We start from the raw sequence: 14,848 nt of genomic DNA, 5'->3' as shown, positions 1-14,848 counted from the left end.
CCGGGCGGTCGGGCCGTCCGGAGCAGCGCGTACGGACATGGTGCCGCCCGGCCCCGGAGCAGGTCAGGCTGCTCCAGGGCCGGACAGGTCTGTGGCCCGGCGCCGTCAGCCCGCCTTTCCGCGCCCGGACGGCGGTTCGCCGACCGCCGCCGGGACGGGGCCGCTGGGCCCGCCCACCCCGGCCAGGAGCGCGGCGCCGTGGCGGGAGCGCGCGGCGTTGAGCCTGCGCACGGCGACGGTGCGGTCCAGGACGAACTCCATGGTGACCACCAGCATCAGCAGGGCGCCCGCCACCAGTCCGGTGACGTAGGTGGGCGCGCCCGCGGCCGTCGCACCGGCGATGACCAGGCAGAGGATCAGCACACCGAGCATCACGTTGACGGCGTTGCCACGGCCGCCGTACAGGCTGATGCCGCCGATCAGGCACGCGGAGACGGCGCTGAGCATGAGCGAGGTGAATCCGCGCGGGTCGGCGGACGCGCCCTGCATACAGGCGATCGAACCGGCCAGTGCCGCGCAGCCCCCGGAGATCCCGAAGGCCATCGTCAGCGAGGCGTTCACGGGCACACCGGCCGCGCGGGCCTCCTTGCGGGCTCCGCCGACGGCGTAGATCTCACGCCCCCAGCGGGTGAAGCCGAGGAACAGGCCGAGCAGGACGATGACGCCGATCCCGATGAGGGTCGCGGGGGTCAGCGACAGCCACTCCACCAGCAGGGGGTCCGTCGTGGTCAGCTTGTCGAGGCCGATGGGCCGGTCGTCGGCGAGGACGAGCGCGAGCCCGCTGAATCCGATCCAGGTTCCGACGGTGACGACGAGCGAGCTGATCTGCAACCGGGCGATCAACAGGCCCTGGGCCAGACCGAGAACGAGTCCGCTCCCGGTGCCGATGAGGATGGCGGGGACGAGTCCCAGCTCACCGGCCCGGATCGAGATGACACCGGCCAGTGCGGCCATCGAGCCGACCGACATGTCCAGCTCTCCGGCGATCATCGTGACCGCGAGTCCGGCGGCCGTGATCCCGATGAGCGCGACACCGTCGAGGGTGCCGAAGACCGCCGCTCCCACGGTGAACTCGGGGACGATGGCGAACAGGACCACGATCAGTGCCAGCAGCACGCCGCCTTGGACGCCGTAGACACGGCCGGCTCTGCCCACGCCCCGCCGCAGGGTCGATTCGTTCATCGCATTGCCTTCCTACGGGCCACGTGCAGGAGGGAGACGACGGCGACCAGGAGGATTCCCTCGGTGAGGATCCGGACGCCGGTCGTCAGTCCGTGCAGCAGCAGGACGTTCTGGAGCACGACGATCACCAGGGCGCCGACGGCGGACCGGACCGCCGATCCCTCGCCGCCGCTGACCGCCGTTCCGCCGACGAGCACGGCGGCGACGGCGTCGACCGTGAGTTCCGTGAGGTTGTTGGCGGTGACCTGCCCGAGCTGGCTCGCGGAGAAGATGCCCGCGATGGCGAGGCCGACCGAGGTGATGGCGAAGGCCCAGGCGGTGGCGGTCCGTACGGAGATGCCGCTCATGACCGCGGTCTCGCGGTTGGAGCCGACGAGGAGCAGACGCCTGCCGGAGGTGGTGCGCTCGACGAAGAGCCAGACCGCGCCGGTGAAGCCGGCGAACACCCAGACCGGCAGCGGAATCCCGAGGATGTCGAAGGCCGCCAGCTCGCCGACGGACGAGGTCGGCGCCGACACCACGGCTCCGCCGGTGAAGCCGGCGACCGCGCCGTAGATCAGTGCTCCGGCGGCGATGGTGGTGACGACCGGGTTCAGTCCGGCCGCCACGGCGGCGCTCTGCAGCAGGCCGATCGCGACCAGGACCACGATCGCCAGGATCGCGCCGAGCACCAGTGAACCGCCGGTGGAGGCGACCCACATGAACAGGATCGACGCCAGCATCGCGGACTGTCCGGCGCCGAGCGAGAAGAGGTTGCCGGACAGGGTGATGGTGGTCATGCCGACCGCGGCGATACCGGTCACCGCGGTGTTGATCAGCACACCACGCAGGTTGTCGAAGGTCATGAAGTCCGATGTCGTGACCGCCGCCACGATGACCAGGAGGGCGAACACGGTGGGCATGGCCCAGCGGGTCAGCCTCTGGGAGGCTTCTTGCCGGCGCGCGACCAGCGCGCCGGCGGTGGTGTCAGTCATGACGAGCCCACTTCACTCGATGTCTCGGAACTCGATGTCTCGGAACTCGATGTCCCGGATTGCGTGCTCCCGCTGTGCATGACCTCGCGGACGAGCGTTTCCTCGGTCCACTGCTCCTTGGGGCCGAGCGAGGAGAGCACGCCCCGGTGGAACGTGCCGATGACGTCGCACAGGCCGTAGATCTCGCTGGTGTCCGAGGAGCAGACGACGACCGCCATGCCGTCGTCCGCCAGGGTCCGCAGCTGCTTGTAGATCTCGGCCCGGGCGCCGACGTCCACGCCGCGCGTCGGCTCGTCGACGAGCAGTACGCGGGGCTCGCAGCCCAGCCACTTGCCCACCGCGACCTTCTGCTGGTTTCCGCCGGACAGGGTGCCGACGGAGGATGCGAGCCGCCCGGTGTCCAGGGCGAAGCTGCTCGCGGACTCGACGGCGACGGTGCGTTCGTCGCGCCGGGAGAGGATGCCGAACCGGGAGACGCGTTCCAGCCAGGGCGAGGAGAGGTTCTTCTCGATCGACAGGCCGTCGAAGATGCCGTCCCGCTTGCGGTCCGGGGAGCAGTAGGCGACTCCCGCGGCGATGCCGCCGCGGCGGTTGCCGAGGTCGACGGACTCGCCGTCGAGTTCGACCCCGCCCGACAGCGTGGGCACGAAGCCGGCCAGCGCCTTCAGCAGCGCCGAGCCTCCGGCGCCGAGCTGTCCGGTGAGGCCGATGATCTGCCCCTGCCGGACGGACAGGTCCACCGGAGCCTCGACGCCGGGGGCCGTGAGCCCGTTGATCGCGAGCCGGACCGGGGCCGTGTCGTCCGCGCGGCCGTGTTCGGGGAACATGTCGCCGAGTTCGCGTCCCAGCATGCGCCGGACGATCTTCGGCGTGTCCAGGTTCGCGGTCTCCTCGGGTGCGGAGCTGCGGCCGTTGCGGAAGATGGTGACGCGGTCGCTGACCGCGAAGACCTCCTCGAGCCGGTGGGTGATGTACATGATGCTGGTGCCCTGTTCGGCCAGCGAGCGGACGGTGCTCAGCACCAGTCCGGCCTCGGCCTGGGACAGGGCCGCGGTCGGCTCGTCCAGGATCATCAGCGTGGCCGACCGGGCCAGTACGCGGGCGATCTCCAGCAGCTGCATCTCCGCGACGGAGAGTTCCTCGACGGGGGTGCGTGCGTCGAGGTGCCCCAGACCGACGCGCTCCAGCAGCTCCTCGGCGTTCCGGCTCAGGAACCGCCGGTTCCACCACAGTCGCGTGCCGCGCTGGCCGAGCAGCAGGTTCTCGGCGACGCTCAGCGCCCCGACGGTGCTGTACTCCTGCTGCACCACGGCGATGCCCGCGGCCTGGGACGCCGCCGATGTCGACAGGTCGACCGGACGGCCGTCCATGAGGACGGTGCCCGTGTCGGGGCGGACGAGCCCGGAGAGCACCTTGACGATGGTGCTCTTGCCGGCGCCGTTCTCGCCGAGCAGGGCCATGACCTCGCCCGGACGGACCTCCAGGGCGGCTTCCGAGAGGGCCTGTACGGCGCCGTAGCGCTTCGATACGCCCTCGGCCTGCAAGCGCAGGCTGGTGTTTGCTGACATCAGGACTGCAACTCCCGGATGGAGCGGCCCCACACCCGCAGCGTGTCGTAGTTCTGCGGGGTGATGGCCGGCTGCGGCATGTAGGTGAAGCGGCTCGGCGGGGTGTCGGCGACCGGGGGCTGGACCGGTGTCGCGGGGAGCTTCACGGTGTCGTCGACGACCTCGCCGGTCGCGCGGAGGCGGGCCACGGTCTGGACCGCGAGCATTCCCTCGATCACCGGCGACTGGAGGACCGCCGAGTAGATCTCGCCCCTGATCAGCGGCTGCTGGTCGCCGGAGAAGTCGCCCACCACGACGGTGACGTCCTTGCCGGGCTTCAGGCCGTACTGCTGGAGCGCCTTGACGACGCCGGTGCCGATGTTGTTCGAACCGGCGACGACGATGTCGATGCCCTGGCTCTTGTACTTGGACAGGACCTGGCTGGCGGCGGTGAATCCGCCCTGCGCGTCGGGGGACTTCGCGTTCTCGGTGGAGAGCACGTTGAACTTGTCGTCGCCCACCCGCTTGAAGAAGGCGTCGTGCCGGACGACCCCCGCCTCGTAACCGGAGGGGTAGGTGATCTCCAGAAGGTTGGGCTTGCCGTTCGGGCCGCGGAACTTCTTGCCGTCGGCCCGGGCTTCGTCCATCGCCTTGAGGGCCATCGTGCCCATCGTGTTCCCGATGTCCGCGTTGTCCTGCCCGGGGCGAGCGGTGACGTACGGCTCCGCCTGCGGGAGGACCCTTCCGCTGAGCTGGACCACGGGAGCCCTCGCGGCCAGCAGGCGGGCCGAGTTGATTCCGGTGTCGTTGTTGGCGGGCCAGTAGATGAAGGCCGCGGCCTTCTTGCCGGACGCGAGGAACTGGCGGACCTGCTGGTTCTGCTCGGTCTGATCGAACTTGTTGTCGATCACCTCGAGGCGGTAGTTCAGCCGGTCGGCCTCTTTCCTCATGGCCTCGACCTCGGCTCCCACGTAGTGGTTCGCCGTCGACACGATGAACGCGACGATCGTCGCGCGCTTGCCGTCCAGGCTTCCCGTGTGGGTGATCTTCGCCGGCACGACCGACAGGTCTGCGCAACCTGTCAGAAGCAACGTCATCGCACCGGCGACCGTCGTGACCGCGGCTCGGTACAAACGGGTCATCGTCGATCCTTCCTGCACCAGGCGGCATCGCAGCCCGAACGAAGCATTGGATTCATTCGGAGACGATATCCCGCACTTATCTCACTTAAAAGGACTTGAATTGCAACGATTGGATACACTCGACGGATCAAGATCACGACCTCACCGAGGAGTGCCCATGCCGAACGCGCCGGCGGCCGCCCTGGCCGTCAACCACGTAGGGGTGACCGTCCCCGACATCCACGCCGCCATCGACTGGTATGGGGAGGTCTTCGGATTCCGCTGCATCATGGGGCCGCGGGTACTCGCCCCGGCCGGGCACGCCGAGACCTCGGCGGTGCTGGGGAGCGGCTTCCGCGAGGCGTGGCAGGCGCACCTGCTCACCGCGAACGGCGTGGGCATGGAACTGTTCCAGTTCATCGACCCGCCGACCCGCGGACCCCGGCCCCCGCAGGAGCGGGTGCCGTATCTCGACCGCGGCTTGTGGCACCTGTGCCTGACGTACGAGGACGTCGAGGCCATGGTCGCCCGTGTCATCGAAGCGGGCGGCAGCCTGATCTCGGAGCCGTACGCGTTCGTGCCGGGACGTCCCTGGACGCTGGCTTACACCACGGATCCGTGGGGCACCGTCCTGGAGATCATGAGCCACAGCTACGCGGAGGTGTTCTCCAACTGGCCGCAGCCCGGGCAGCTGACCGCGCCCACCCTGGTACCGCGCCCCGAACCGGGGCACGAGGGCGGGGCGACGGCCGGCTGAACCGCGCGTCTGGCCGAAGCCGCCCCCGTGGCGGCTTCGGCTCGTGCGCGGGACTGGCATCGCACCGGACGGACATCGCGCCGTACGGACACAGCACCGGACGGACATCGCGCCGCCGGGCCGGACCGGGCCGGCCCGCGCGGAGCCGGGGTGCCCGGTCCGGGGGTGACGGTCGGAGGGGGCGGGATGCTCGGGGTACCGGGCACCCGCCCCTTCGGCCGTCTACAGCAGGATTCTCATCGGGTTCTCGATGATCTGCTGGAAAGCGCGCAGCCACCGGGCCGAGACGGCCCCGTCGAGCGCGCGATGGTCTCCCGAGAGGGTGACCGTCATCATGGTCGCCGCGTGGATCGTGCCGTCGTCGTCGACGACGGCGCGCTTGGACGCCGCCCCGACCGCCAGGATTCCCGAGTGCGGCGGGGAGATGATCGCGGAGAAGCGTTCGATCCCGTACATCCCCAGGTTCGAGATGGCGAACGAGCCGCCTTCGAGATCGGCCTGCTTGAGCCGTCCCTCACGGGCACGTGCCACGAGATCGGCGGCCGTGCTGCTGACGTCGCTGAGCGAGCGCCGGTCCACGTCGCGGATCACCGGCGTGACCAGGCCGTCGTCGAGCGCCACCGCCACGGCGATGGAGACCGAGTCGAATCTGCGGACCGCGTCGTCGGTCCAGATCACATTCGCCTCGGGGACCTCGCGGAAGGCCGCCGCGGCCGCCTTGACGACGAAGTCGTTGACCGAGGGCGTGACCGGGGTCGAGCCGTCCTCCTTGATGGAGCGGCGCAGTTCCAGCAGCGCGTCGACCCGGCAGTCCGCCACCAGGTAGAAGTGCGGGACCGTGCTCTTGCTCTCGGTGAGCCGGCGCGCGATGGCACGGCGCATTCCCGTGTGCGGGATGTCCGTGAATCCGGTCCCGGGCGCCGGGCCCTGGGACACCGGCGGGACCGGGTCCTTGGCGGGGGCCACGGCCGGGGCCTGTGCCGGAGACACCGCCGGCTGCCCGGCGGGTGCGGCGGGCGCGGTCTGGGCCGTGGCCTGCTCGTATCGTTCGAGATCCCGGCGTACGACCCGTCCTCCGGGTCCGCTCCCGGTCACCGTGTCGAGGTCGATCCCCCGCTCACGGGCCAGTTTGCGCACCAGGGGCGTCACGAAACGCCGTTCCTGGCCCCGCGGTGTCTGCGGTGCCGGTACGACCGCTGCCGCGGGTGCCGCAGGCGTCGCGGGGGCCGGGGGTGCCGCAGGTGCCGCGGGCGCGGTGTCGGCCGCGCGGCTCTCGGGCTCCGCCGGTGCCGTGGCGGCCGTCTCCGGTGCCGCGGCCTCCCCGCCGGCCGAGGCCAGCGCGTCCTCCGCCGACTCACCGGGGCCGGCGAGTACGAGGATCGGGGTCCCGACCCCGATCGCGACGCCCGGCTCCACGAGCAGGCCCGCGACGACGCCCTCGTGATCGGCTTCGAGGTCGACGGTCGCCTTCTCCGTCTCGACCTCGGCGATCGCCTGGCCGACCGTGACCGTGTCCCCGGGGGAGACATGCCAGGCGAGCAGGATGGCTTCGCTCATGCCGGTGAGCACTTCCGGCATACGGATCAGCGCCGGCATCAGACACCTCCGAGCGCGGCCTTGCAGCGCTCCAGCGCTGCCACGATGTCGTCGGTCTGTGCGATGGCGGCCGCCTCCAGCACACGGGAGATGCTCGGGCTGGACTCGGCGCCGGTGACGCGCTCGACCGGCATGTCGAGCCAGTCGAAGTAGCGGCGCTGGATCTCGTCCGCGAGCCATCCGCCGTAGGAGGTGCCCTGGGCTCCCTGCTCGACGATCAGCACGGCGTTGGTCTTGCGGATGCTGGCCCCGATGGTGTCCCAGTCCAGGGACGCGCGGTCCAGCCAGCGCAGGTCGATCAGATCGGCGTCGGTGCCGGTCTGCTCGATCGCCTCGGCCGCCTTGTGGACCATGTTCAGATAGCTGATCACGGTGAGGTCGGAACCGGTGCGGCGCAGCGCGGCCTGTCCGGGCGGCAGGATGTAGTCGAGGTCGTCCTGGGGGACGTCCTGCCGTGTCCCGTACAGATCGGCGTGCTCGATCACGAGGACGGGGTCGTCCAGCTGCGCCGCCGCGTTGAACAGTCCGATGTAGTCGGAGGCGGTGGACGGGGCGACGATCCGCCAGCCCGGACTGGTGGCGAAGATGCCGGCCGGGTCCATGAGGTGCTGGGAGCCGTAGCCGGTTCCCATCGCGACCTTGGTCCGCAGCACGAGCGGGACGGTGTTGTGTCCGCCGAACATGTGCCGGGCCTTGCCGATCTGGTTGAACACCTGGTCGGCGGCGACCCAGAGGAAGTCCGGGTACATGAACTCGATCACGGGCCGGATACGGCCGTCGAGCGCGGCACCGGCGCCGAGGCCGGCGAACGCGTTCTCGCTGATCGGGGTGCCCAGGACCCGGTCGGGCGCGACCTTGAGCGCCTGCTTCGTCACTCCGTTGGTCCCGCCACCGAGGCGGTGGACGTCCTCGCCGATCACGAACACCCGGGGGTCCTCGGCCATACGGCGTCCGAGGACGTTCGAGGCCGCGTCGACGAAGCGGACGGACTGGGTGGGGCCGTCGTGGCCGACGGGGTCCAGGACGCGCGCTCCGGCGAGTTCGCCGGCGTCGCCGCGGAGTCCTTCGTCGATGGTCACGGGGTCGGGCCAGAGCTCCGGACGGATCCGCCGCTTGTCCGGCGTCTCCGGGTCGGCCTCGACCAGTTCGCCGACGATCCGCCGCATGGCCTCCTGGGCCTGCTCGCGCACCCCGGCCGCGGTCGGCTCGTCGATCAGGTCGAGGCGGTGCATCTCCCGTTCGAGCCTGGCGATGGGGTCGCGCAGGCGCCACTCGGCCTCTTCGTCCTTCGTGCGGTAGCCGAAGGCGCTGCCGGCGTAGGCGCCGTTCTGGTGGAAGTAGCGGTAGACCTCGGCCTCGATGAGGGTGGGTCCGTCACCGGCGCGCATGACCTCCTCGGCCTGCTGCGTGGCCAGGTGCACCGCGAGGGGGTCCATGCCGTCGACTCGCCACGAGGGAATGCCGAAACCGGGGCCGCGCGCGGCGAGCCGGTCCTCGCGGGTGACCTCGGCGACGGTGGTGGAGACCGCGTAGAGGTTGTTCTCGATGAAGAAGCAGAGGGGGAGGTCCCAGGCGGCGGCCAGGTTCATCGACTCCAGGACGGAGCCGATGTTGACGGCGCCGTCTCCGAAGTACGTGAAGCTGACGTCGTCGGTGCCGGCATTCCGCTGGGCCCAGGCGTTGCCCGCGGCCAGCGGCACTCCCCCGCCGACGATGGCGTTGCTGCCGAGGGCGCCCGCCTCCAGCCACTGCAGGTGGATCGATCCGCCCCGCCCGCGGCCGAAACCTTGGGCGAGCCCCAGGATCTCGGCCAGCGTGCGGCGCAGCACCATGCTCACGTCGCCGTTCACCAGGTCGCCGAGGTCGGAGCGGCCGCCCGCGACGTGGGTCAGGCACTTGGCGAGGAACTGGTGATGGCTGCGGTGCGAGCCGTTGATCGCGTCCGAGGTCCGCAGCCCGATGACGGAGCCCACGGCCCCGCCCTCCTGGCCGATGCTCGAATGCGCCGGCCCGTGGACCAGCCCTTCGGACGCGAGCTCCAGAACGGTCTCTTCAAAGGCACGGATCAGGTGCAGCTGGCCCAGCATGCCGGCCAGCAGGGCCGGGTCAGCGTTCCGCCAGTCGGAACTGGTGGTGCTGAGCTGTATGCAGGACCGGATTGGATCCAAACGTCGCTGTCGTGGCATGGGCTTCCTCGCCGCTGTCGGTACATCTCAGACGCGTCACATACTGCGTCCAGTGCTGCACGCTACCCATCATGGGATCCAATAACAAGAGAATCTTACGGAAATGCTCGATTGACACCCTCATCCCGAGCTGTAATGTATCCAATGCTCTCGTCGTACTTGGGTCGCACTCGATCGGATCCGATCCGCTCGGCTCGATGCCGCCCGACGAGAGACGAGAGACGAGAGCTTGGATGAGACAGAGCCGGAGGAGATGCCATGGCGTTGCCTGGTCTGCGTGGAACCGAGCACATCGGATTCACCGTGCCCGACCTGGACGAGGCGGACGCGTTCCTCGTCGACGTACTCGGCTGTCAGCGCATCTACCAGCTGGGACCCTTCATCCACGAACACGGCGACTGGATGCGGGAGCAGCTCAACGTCCACCCGCGTTCGATCATGCGCAAGCTGTACTTCTACCGCTGCGGGTTCGGGCCCAACTTCGAGGTCTTCCAGTGGGAGCCGGGCGACGGCGACCAGCGGGAACAGCCCCGTAACAGCGACGTGGGAGGACACCACCTCGCGTTCTACGTGGACGACCTGGACACCGCCGTCGAATATCTGAGGTCCCGCGGGGTCCGGGTGCTGGGTGAACCCGTCGCCAGCGGCAACGCCAGCGAAGGACAGCGGTGGGTCTACTTCCTGTCTCCGTGGGGCATGCAGTTCGAGCTGGTCAGCTTCCCCCGCGGCAAGGCGTACGAGGCGGATGCGGAGGTGACCCTGTGGCACCCGGCCCGACCGGCGCTTTAGGCATCATGTCTCCATGACCGACCACCACTCAGACAGCACCGGGGCGACCTCCGCGTCCCCGGCCCCCCGCGCCTCGCGCCGGACCGACAAGGCGCGGTACGGGGAGACCAGCCAGCGCATCGCCGACGGCCTGCGCACGGCGATCCTCGCCGGAGAGTTGCCTCCGGGCAGCAGGATCCGGCAGGAGGAGATCGCAGCGCAGTACGGAGCCAGCCGCATCCCCGTGCGGGGGGCCCTGCGCATCCTGGAGTCCGATGGCCTGGTGAAGCTGATCACGAACTCCGGTGCCTGGGTGTCGCAGTTCGACCTCGGGGAGTGCGAGGAGTTCTACCGGATCCGCGAGGCGATCGAACCGCTGCTGATCAATGCGAGCGTGCCGGGCCTGACCGGCGAGACGCTCGACCGGATGGACGAACTCGCGGAGGAGATGGCGCGCACCACCGAGGTCGCGCACTTCCTGCGACTGGACCGCGAGTTCCACGTTCTGTCGTACTCGGGCGCGAAGACGGTCGTGCTCGACGAAATCGTCCAGCGCATGTGGAACATGACCCATCACTACCGGCTGATGTTCGCCCAGGTCTTCCTGGAGCAGGGCGACACGGTCGTTCACGACGAGCACCGCATGCTGGTCAGAGCGCTGCGGGAGCAAGACGCCGACCAGGCCGGCCTGGTCGCGCGCGGCCACATCCGCCGGACGCGTATGCAACTCGCCCGGCACCCGGAGCTGTTCACGTCCTCCCCTCCCAGCTGAACCGACTTCCCAGAAAGCACCTCAGATGACGTCTTCCCCGTTCGCGACCGCATCCTCTTCCATCGCCGTGACCGACCCCGCGACCGGAGCGGTGGTCAAGGAGTTCACGCCCCACACTCCGCAGGAGATCGAGCAGCGACTGCGCGCGGCCCACGACGCGGACCGCACCCTGCGCGACACCACGTACGCGACCCGTGCGTCGTGGATGCGCCAGGCGGCCGACCTGCTGGAGGCCGACCGCGACGAGATGGCGCGGACCGTCGTCATCGAGATGGGCAAGACCATCCGCCAGGCCCGCGACGAGATCACCAAGAGCGCGCGGACCATGCGGTACTACGCCGACCACGCCGAGGAGTTCCTCGCCGACGCCCCGCTGGACCGGCCGGAGACCGTCGGAGCCCGCCGGGCGCTGACCCGGTACCAGCCGCTCGGTGTCGTCCTGGCGGTCATGCCGTGGAACTACCCGATCTGGCAGGTGGTGCGGTTCGCGGCCCCCGCGCTCATGGCGGGGAACGCCGGTGTGCTCAAGCACGCCTCGAACGTTCCGGAATCGGCGCTCTACCTCGACACGCTCTTCACCCGCGCCGGCTTCCCCGCCGGGGCGTTCAGCACGCTGCTGACGGGTTCGGGGGCCGTCGAGGCGGTCATCGCCGACTCCCGGATCGCGGCGGTGACGCTGACCGGGTCCGAAGGCGCCGGCCGCGCGGTGGGTGCCGCTGCCGGGCGGGCGATCAAGAAGACGGTCCTCGAACTCGGCGGATCCGACCCCTTCGTGGTCTTCCCGAGCGCCGACATCGACCAGGCCGCCACGACCGCGGTCGCCGCGCGGATGAACAACAACGGCCAGTCCTGCATCGCCGGAAAGCGCTTCATCGTCCACACCGACGTGTACGACCGGTTCGCCCGGAGCTTCGCCGAGAAGGTCGCCGCGCTGAAGGTCGGCAACCCCCTCGACGAGACGACCGACATCGGTCCGATCGCCACCGTCAGCGGCCGGGACGAACTCGCCGAGCAGGTGGACGACGCCCTGGCGCACGGCGCGCGGGTGCTCGCCACGGCCGGGATTCCCGCCGAAGGCACCGGCGCCTACTACCCGCCGACCGTGCTCGAAGGCGTCGGCCCGGAGGCCCGGCTCTTCCAGGAGGAGGCGTTCGGCCCGGTCGCGGTGCTCTACCGGGCCGACAGCGAGGAGGAGGCCGTCGCGATCGCCAACAACACGCCCTTCGGCCTCAGCTCCTCGGTGTGGACCGGCGACACCGAGCAGGCCGACCGTGTCGTCAACGCGCTCCAGGCGGGCGCCGTCTTCGTCAACGGCATGTCCATCTCCCACCCGGAACTGCCCTTCGGAGGGGTACGGAACTCCGGTTACGGCCGCGAACTCGGCGCCGCCGGAATCCGCGAGTTCTGCAACATGAAGACTGTCTGGGTCGGCTGACCGCGTTCGGGCCTCGCGGCCCGGGCTCTCTCCGGAAGGTTCCACGCATCAGCGGCTCCGCCGCGACCGGGTCGTCCACGCCCGCCGCGAGTGGCGGAGCCGCTGAGCGCCCCGGTCCCGGCGGGGGCGTTCCGCGCGGCGGCCCGCACCGGGCCGCCGCCCGTACCACCTGCACGTCGGCTCGGCCCATACGACCGCACACCTGACTCGGCCCGTACCACCGGACGCCTGGCCCTGGCCCGTACCACCCGGACGCCTGGCCCTGGCCCGTACCACCCGGACGCCTGGCCCTGGCCCGTACCACCCGGACGCCTGGCGCAGCCCGTACGACCGCACGCCTGGCTCGGTCCGCCGCCCGTGCAACGCACACCGCACCGCACCGCACCGACGACAACGCGCCGGTGGTCAGACGGGGGCGTACTCCCCGCTCCCGCCGACGGCGGCGGGCGCCTCGGGCGGCGGGCCGGGGCGGTCCAGCGCGTCCCAGACCACATCGACCAGACGCTGTGTGGAGAGGCCGTACTTGTCGAAGAGGTACGGCACCGAGAGGGAGCCCTCCGCGAAGGTGTCCTGGAGCCCGACGCGCCTGAGCCGCCGCCCGATTCCCGCCTCCGCCATGACCTCGGCGACCGCCGATCCGAGCCCGCCGACGATCGAGTGGTTCTCGGCGGTGACCACCACGTCCGCCTCGGACGCCACCGCTCGCACGGTCGCCGCGTCGATGGGTTTGACCGCGGTCACGTTCACCACGGAGGCGAAGACCCCGGCCTCCTCCAGTACGTCCGCCGCGGCCAGCGCGGTCGCGACCATCATGCCGCTGGCGAAGAGGGCCGCGTCGCGGCCGTGGTTCAGCACACGCGCGTACCGGAGTGAGAGGACATGGTCCTCGTCGAAGAGGACGGGGACCTCGCCGCGCTTCAGCCGCAGATACACCGGTCCCGGCAGATCGGCGATGGCGCGGACGACCTGCGCCACCTCGATCGCGTCGGCCACGTCCACGACCGTCATGTTCGGCAGCGCCCGCATCAGCGCGACGTCGTCGATGGCCTGGTAGCTCGGGCCGCCCGGAGTGGAGACACCGGGCATGAAGCCGACGATCCGCACCGGCAGGGCGGGGTAGGCGATGGCGTTGGCGATCTGGTCGAAGGGCCGGCGGGTCGCGAAGGCGCCGAAGGTGTGGACGAAGGGGATGTGACCGCAGCGGGCCAGCGCCCCCGCCATGCTCATCATGTTCGCCTCGGCCATGCCCGCGTTCACGAACCGCTGCGGAAGCTCCGCCTGGAAGAGGTCGATCTCGCACTGGCGGGTCAGATCACCGCTCAGGCACAGGATCTCCTCGCGCTCGCGGGCCAGTTCCAGCAGTGCCGTCCCGTACGGCTTCTGACGAGCGGGGTAGGGCGGCCTACGCATGGAACAACGCCTCCAGCTTGCGGGTCAGCTCGTCGAGCGCCCGCTCCGCGACCCCCGGGGAGAGCTTGATGCAGTACCCGTCGGAGTCGGGCGGCAGGGAGTCGATGCCGTGGACCATCGAGGTCCGGCAGATGACGACGGCGGGCCGCTCGCGCTGGGCCAGCGCGGCGTCGAGCGCGCTCTGGACGGCGGTGATGTCATGGCCGTCGACGTCGGCCACATGCCAGCCGAAGGACGTCCACTTCTCGGCGAGGGGCTCGATCGTGGTGATGGTGTCGAGGGGCCCGTCGACCTGGTGGTTGTTGGCGTCCAGCAGCACGGTGAGATTGGACAGCCGGTGGTGGGCGGCGAACATCGCCGCCTCCCAGATCTGCCCCTCCTCCATCTCGGCGTCGCTGACCATCGCGAAGGTGTGGTTGTCACGGGCGCGCAGCCGGTCCGAGAGCGCGTACCCGGCGGCGGCCGACAGCCCCTGGCCCGGGGATCCGCAGGTGTAGTCGACGACCGGTGAGCGCTCGGTCCCGATCGCCCCGATCGAGGAGCCGTTCTTGCCGTACTCGGTGAGCGCGGACTCCTCCAGCAGACCGAGCGCGACGGCCGCGGCGAACGGGGCGATGATGTAGTGGCCGGGCGAGCAGACGAGGCGGTCCCGGCCGGGGCGCGCGGTGGCGAAGAGCGCGGCCACCTGTTCCGCGGAGGAGAGTGCCTGACACAGGTAGCCGAAACCCTGGGGCGCCACCATCTGTACGGCGCGCATCCGGATCTCGACGGCGAGCGCCTCGGGGTCGGTGACGGTCCATTGGGTGCCCGGATCGGAGATCCGGTGAGCAGTGGGCATCAGCATCGTCGGCGAACCCTTCTCACGAAAGTTGTGGCATAGCCACATTAAGTTTGCCCCTAGGGGCTGTCAACGCTGGACACAGGGCGGAACAGCCACCCGGAAACCTGACCTCCAGCGACCGCCACCGAGCCGCTTCATACGAGGTAGAACGGATGCTGGAAGCAGCCCGAGAGTGTCCGCCCCCACTCACTGACGGTCACCTGCCCCAGACTCTTGACCGCCCCTTTGACAAAAGGCACACTGTGAAAAGTGGATAGGC

Annotated in this window: 12 protein-coding genes; 4 read left to right on the top strand and 8 right to left on the bottom strand. The window is 70.1% G+C overall.

All coding sequences use genetic code 11. The annotated features are described in order from the left end of the window. Nucleotides 1-105: 105 nt before the first annotated feature. The 4 genes from ACWEFL_RS03360 to ACWEFL_RS03345 are packed head-to-tail and all read right to left on the bottom strand — an operon-like array spanning nt 106 to nt 4,845. Complete coding sequence (locus ACWEFL_RS03360) at nt 106-1,182, bottom strand: ABC transporter permease (RefSeq protein ID WP_451706703.1); 1,077 nt, start codon at nt 1,180-1,182, stop codon at nt 106-108. Then, entirely contained in the window at nt 1,179-2,156 is a 978-nt protein-coding gene (locus tag ACWEFL_RS03355) for an ABC transporter permease (RefSeq protein WP_451706700.1), read from the bottom strand. Before ACWEFL_RS03355 ends, ACWEFL_RS03360 begins: the two co-directional genes overlap by 4 nt. Further along, nucleotides 2,153-3,724, bottom strand: coding sequence for a sugar ABC transporter ATP-binding protein (locus ACWEFL_RS03350; RefSeq protein WP_451706697.1), 1,572 nt, complete (start codon nt 3,722-3,724; stop codon nt 2,153-2,155). The genes ACWEFL_RS03355 and ACWEFL_RS03350 overlap by 4 nt, the downstream gene beginning before the upstream one ends. Beyond that, nucleotides 3,724-4,845, bottom strand: a complete 1,122-nt coding sequence (locus ACWEFL_RS03345) for a sugar ABC transporter substrate-binding protein (protein ID WP_451706694.1) — start codon at nt 4,843-4,845, stop codon at nt 3,724-3,726. The genes ACWEFL_RS03350 and ACWEFL_RS03345 overlap by 1 nt, the downstream gene beginning before the upstream one ends. Before the next feature lie 157 nt (nt 4,846-5,002). Between ACWEFL_RS03345 and ACWEFL_RS03340 the strand changes: the two genes are divergently transcribed. After that, nucleotides 5,003-5,581, top strand: a complete 579-nt coding sequence (locus tag ACWEFL_RS03340; RefSeq protein WP_451706692.1) for a VOC family protein — start codon at nt 5,003-5,005, stop codon at nt 5,579-5,581. A gap of 222 nt (nt 5,582-5,803) precedes the next feature. Here the strand turns inward: ACWEFL_RS03340 and ACWEFL_RS03335 are convergent, their stop codons facing one another. Together ACWEFL_RS03335 and ACWEFL_RS03330 are read right to left on the bottom strand one after the other, a co-directional pair. Continuing rightward, nucleotides 5,804-7,177: a dihydrolipoamide acetyltransferase family protein gene (locus tag ACWEFL_RS03335; protein ID WP_451706690.1), complete on the bottom strand. Its 1,374-nt coding sequence runs from the start codon at nt 7,175-7,177 to the stop codon at nt 5,804-5,806. Then, nucleotides 7,177-9,264 carry an alpha-ketoacid dehydrogenase subunit alpha/beta gene (locus ACWEFL_RS03330; RefSeq protein ID WP_451706687.1) on the bottom strand — a complete coding sequence of 696 codons (2,088 nt, stop codon included), beginning with the start codon at nt 9,262-9,264 and terminating at the stop codon, nt 7,177-7,179. The genes ACWEFL_RS03335 and ACWEFL_RS03330 overlap by 1 nt, the downstream gene beginning before the upstream one ends. Before the next feature lie 357 nt (nt 9,265-9,621). On the opposite strand from ACWEFL_RS03330, the gene ACWEFL_RS03325 reads away from it, so the two are divergent. Genes ACWEFL_RS03325 through ACWEFL_RS03315 form a run of 3 tightly spaced genes read left to right on the top strand, consistent with a single transcriptional unit; the run spans nt 9,622 to nt 12,338 of the window. Next, on the top strand, nt 9,622-10,152 hold the full coding sequence (locus ACWEFL_RS03325; protein ID WP_451706684.1) for a VOC family protein: 531 nt from the start codon (nt 9,622-9,624) through the stop codon (nt 10,150-10,152). A 13-nt stretch (nt 10,153-10,165) separates the two neighbouring features. Beyond that, on the top strand, nt 10,166-10,903 hold the full coding sequence (locus ACWEFL_RS03320; protein ID WP_451706681.1) for a GntR family transcriptional regulator: 738 nt from the start codon (nt 10,166-10,168) through the stop codon (nt 10,901-10,903). A gap of 25 nt (nt 10,904-10,928) precedes the next feature. Beyond that, nucleotides 10,929-12,338, top strand: coding sequence for an aldehyde dehydrogenase family protein (locus tag ACWEFL_RS03315; RefSeq protein ID WP_451706679.1), 1,410 nt, complete (start codon nt 10,929-10,931; stop codon nt 12,336-12,338). Between the two features lie 405 nt (nt 12,339-12,743). Here ACWEFL_RS03315 and ACWEFL_RS03310 read toward each other — a convergent pair whose 3' ends face one another. Together ACWEFL_RS03310 and ACWEFL_RS03305 are read right to left on the bottom strand one after the other, a co-directional pair. Further along, on the bottom strand, nt 12,744-13,748 hold the full coding sequence (locus ACWEFL_RS03310; RefSeq protein ID WP_451706676.1) for a transketolase family protein: 1,005 nt from the start codon (nt 13,746-13,748) through the stop codon (nt 12,744-12,746). Beyond that, nucleotides 13,741-14,592 (bottom strand): 1-deoxy-D-xylulose-5-phosphate synthase N-terminal domain-containing protein, encoded by an 852-nt coding sequence (locus ACWEFL_RS03305; protein ID WP_451706674.1) that lies wholly within the window; start codon nt 14,590-14,592, stop codon nt 13,741-13,743. The genes ACWEFL_RS03310 and ACWEFL_RS03305 overlap by 8 nt, the downstream gene beginning before the upstream one ends. Between the last annotated feature and the right edge of the window lie 256 nt (nt 14,593-14,848).

This window comes from Streptomyces sp. NPDC004838 (genome assembly GCF_053600955.1).
This window is presented reverse-complemented; position numbering and strand designations above follow the sequence as displayed.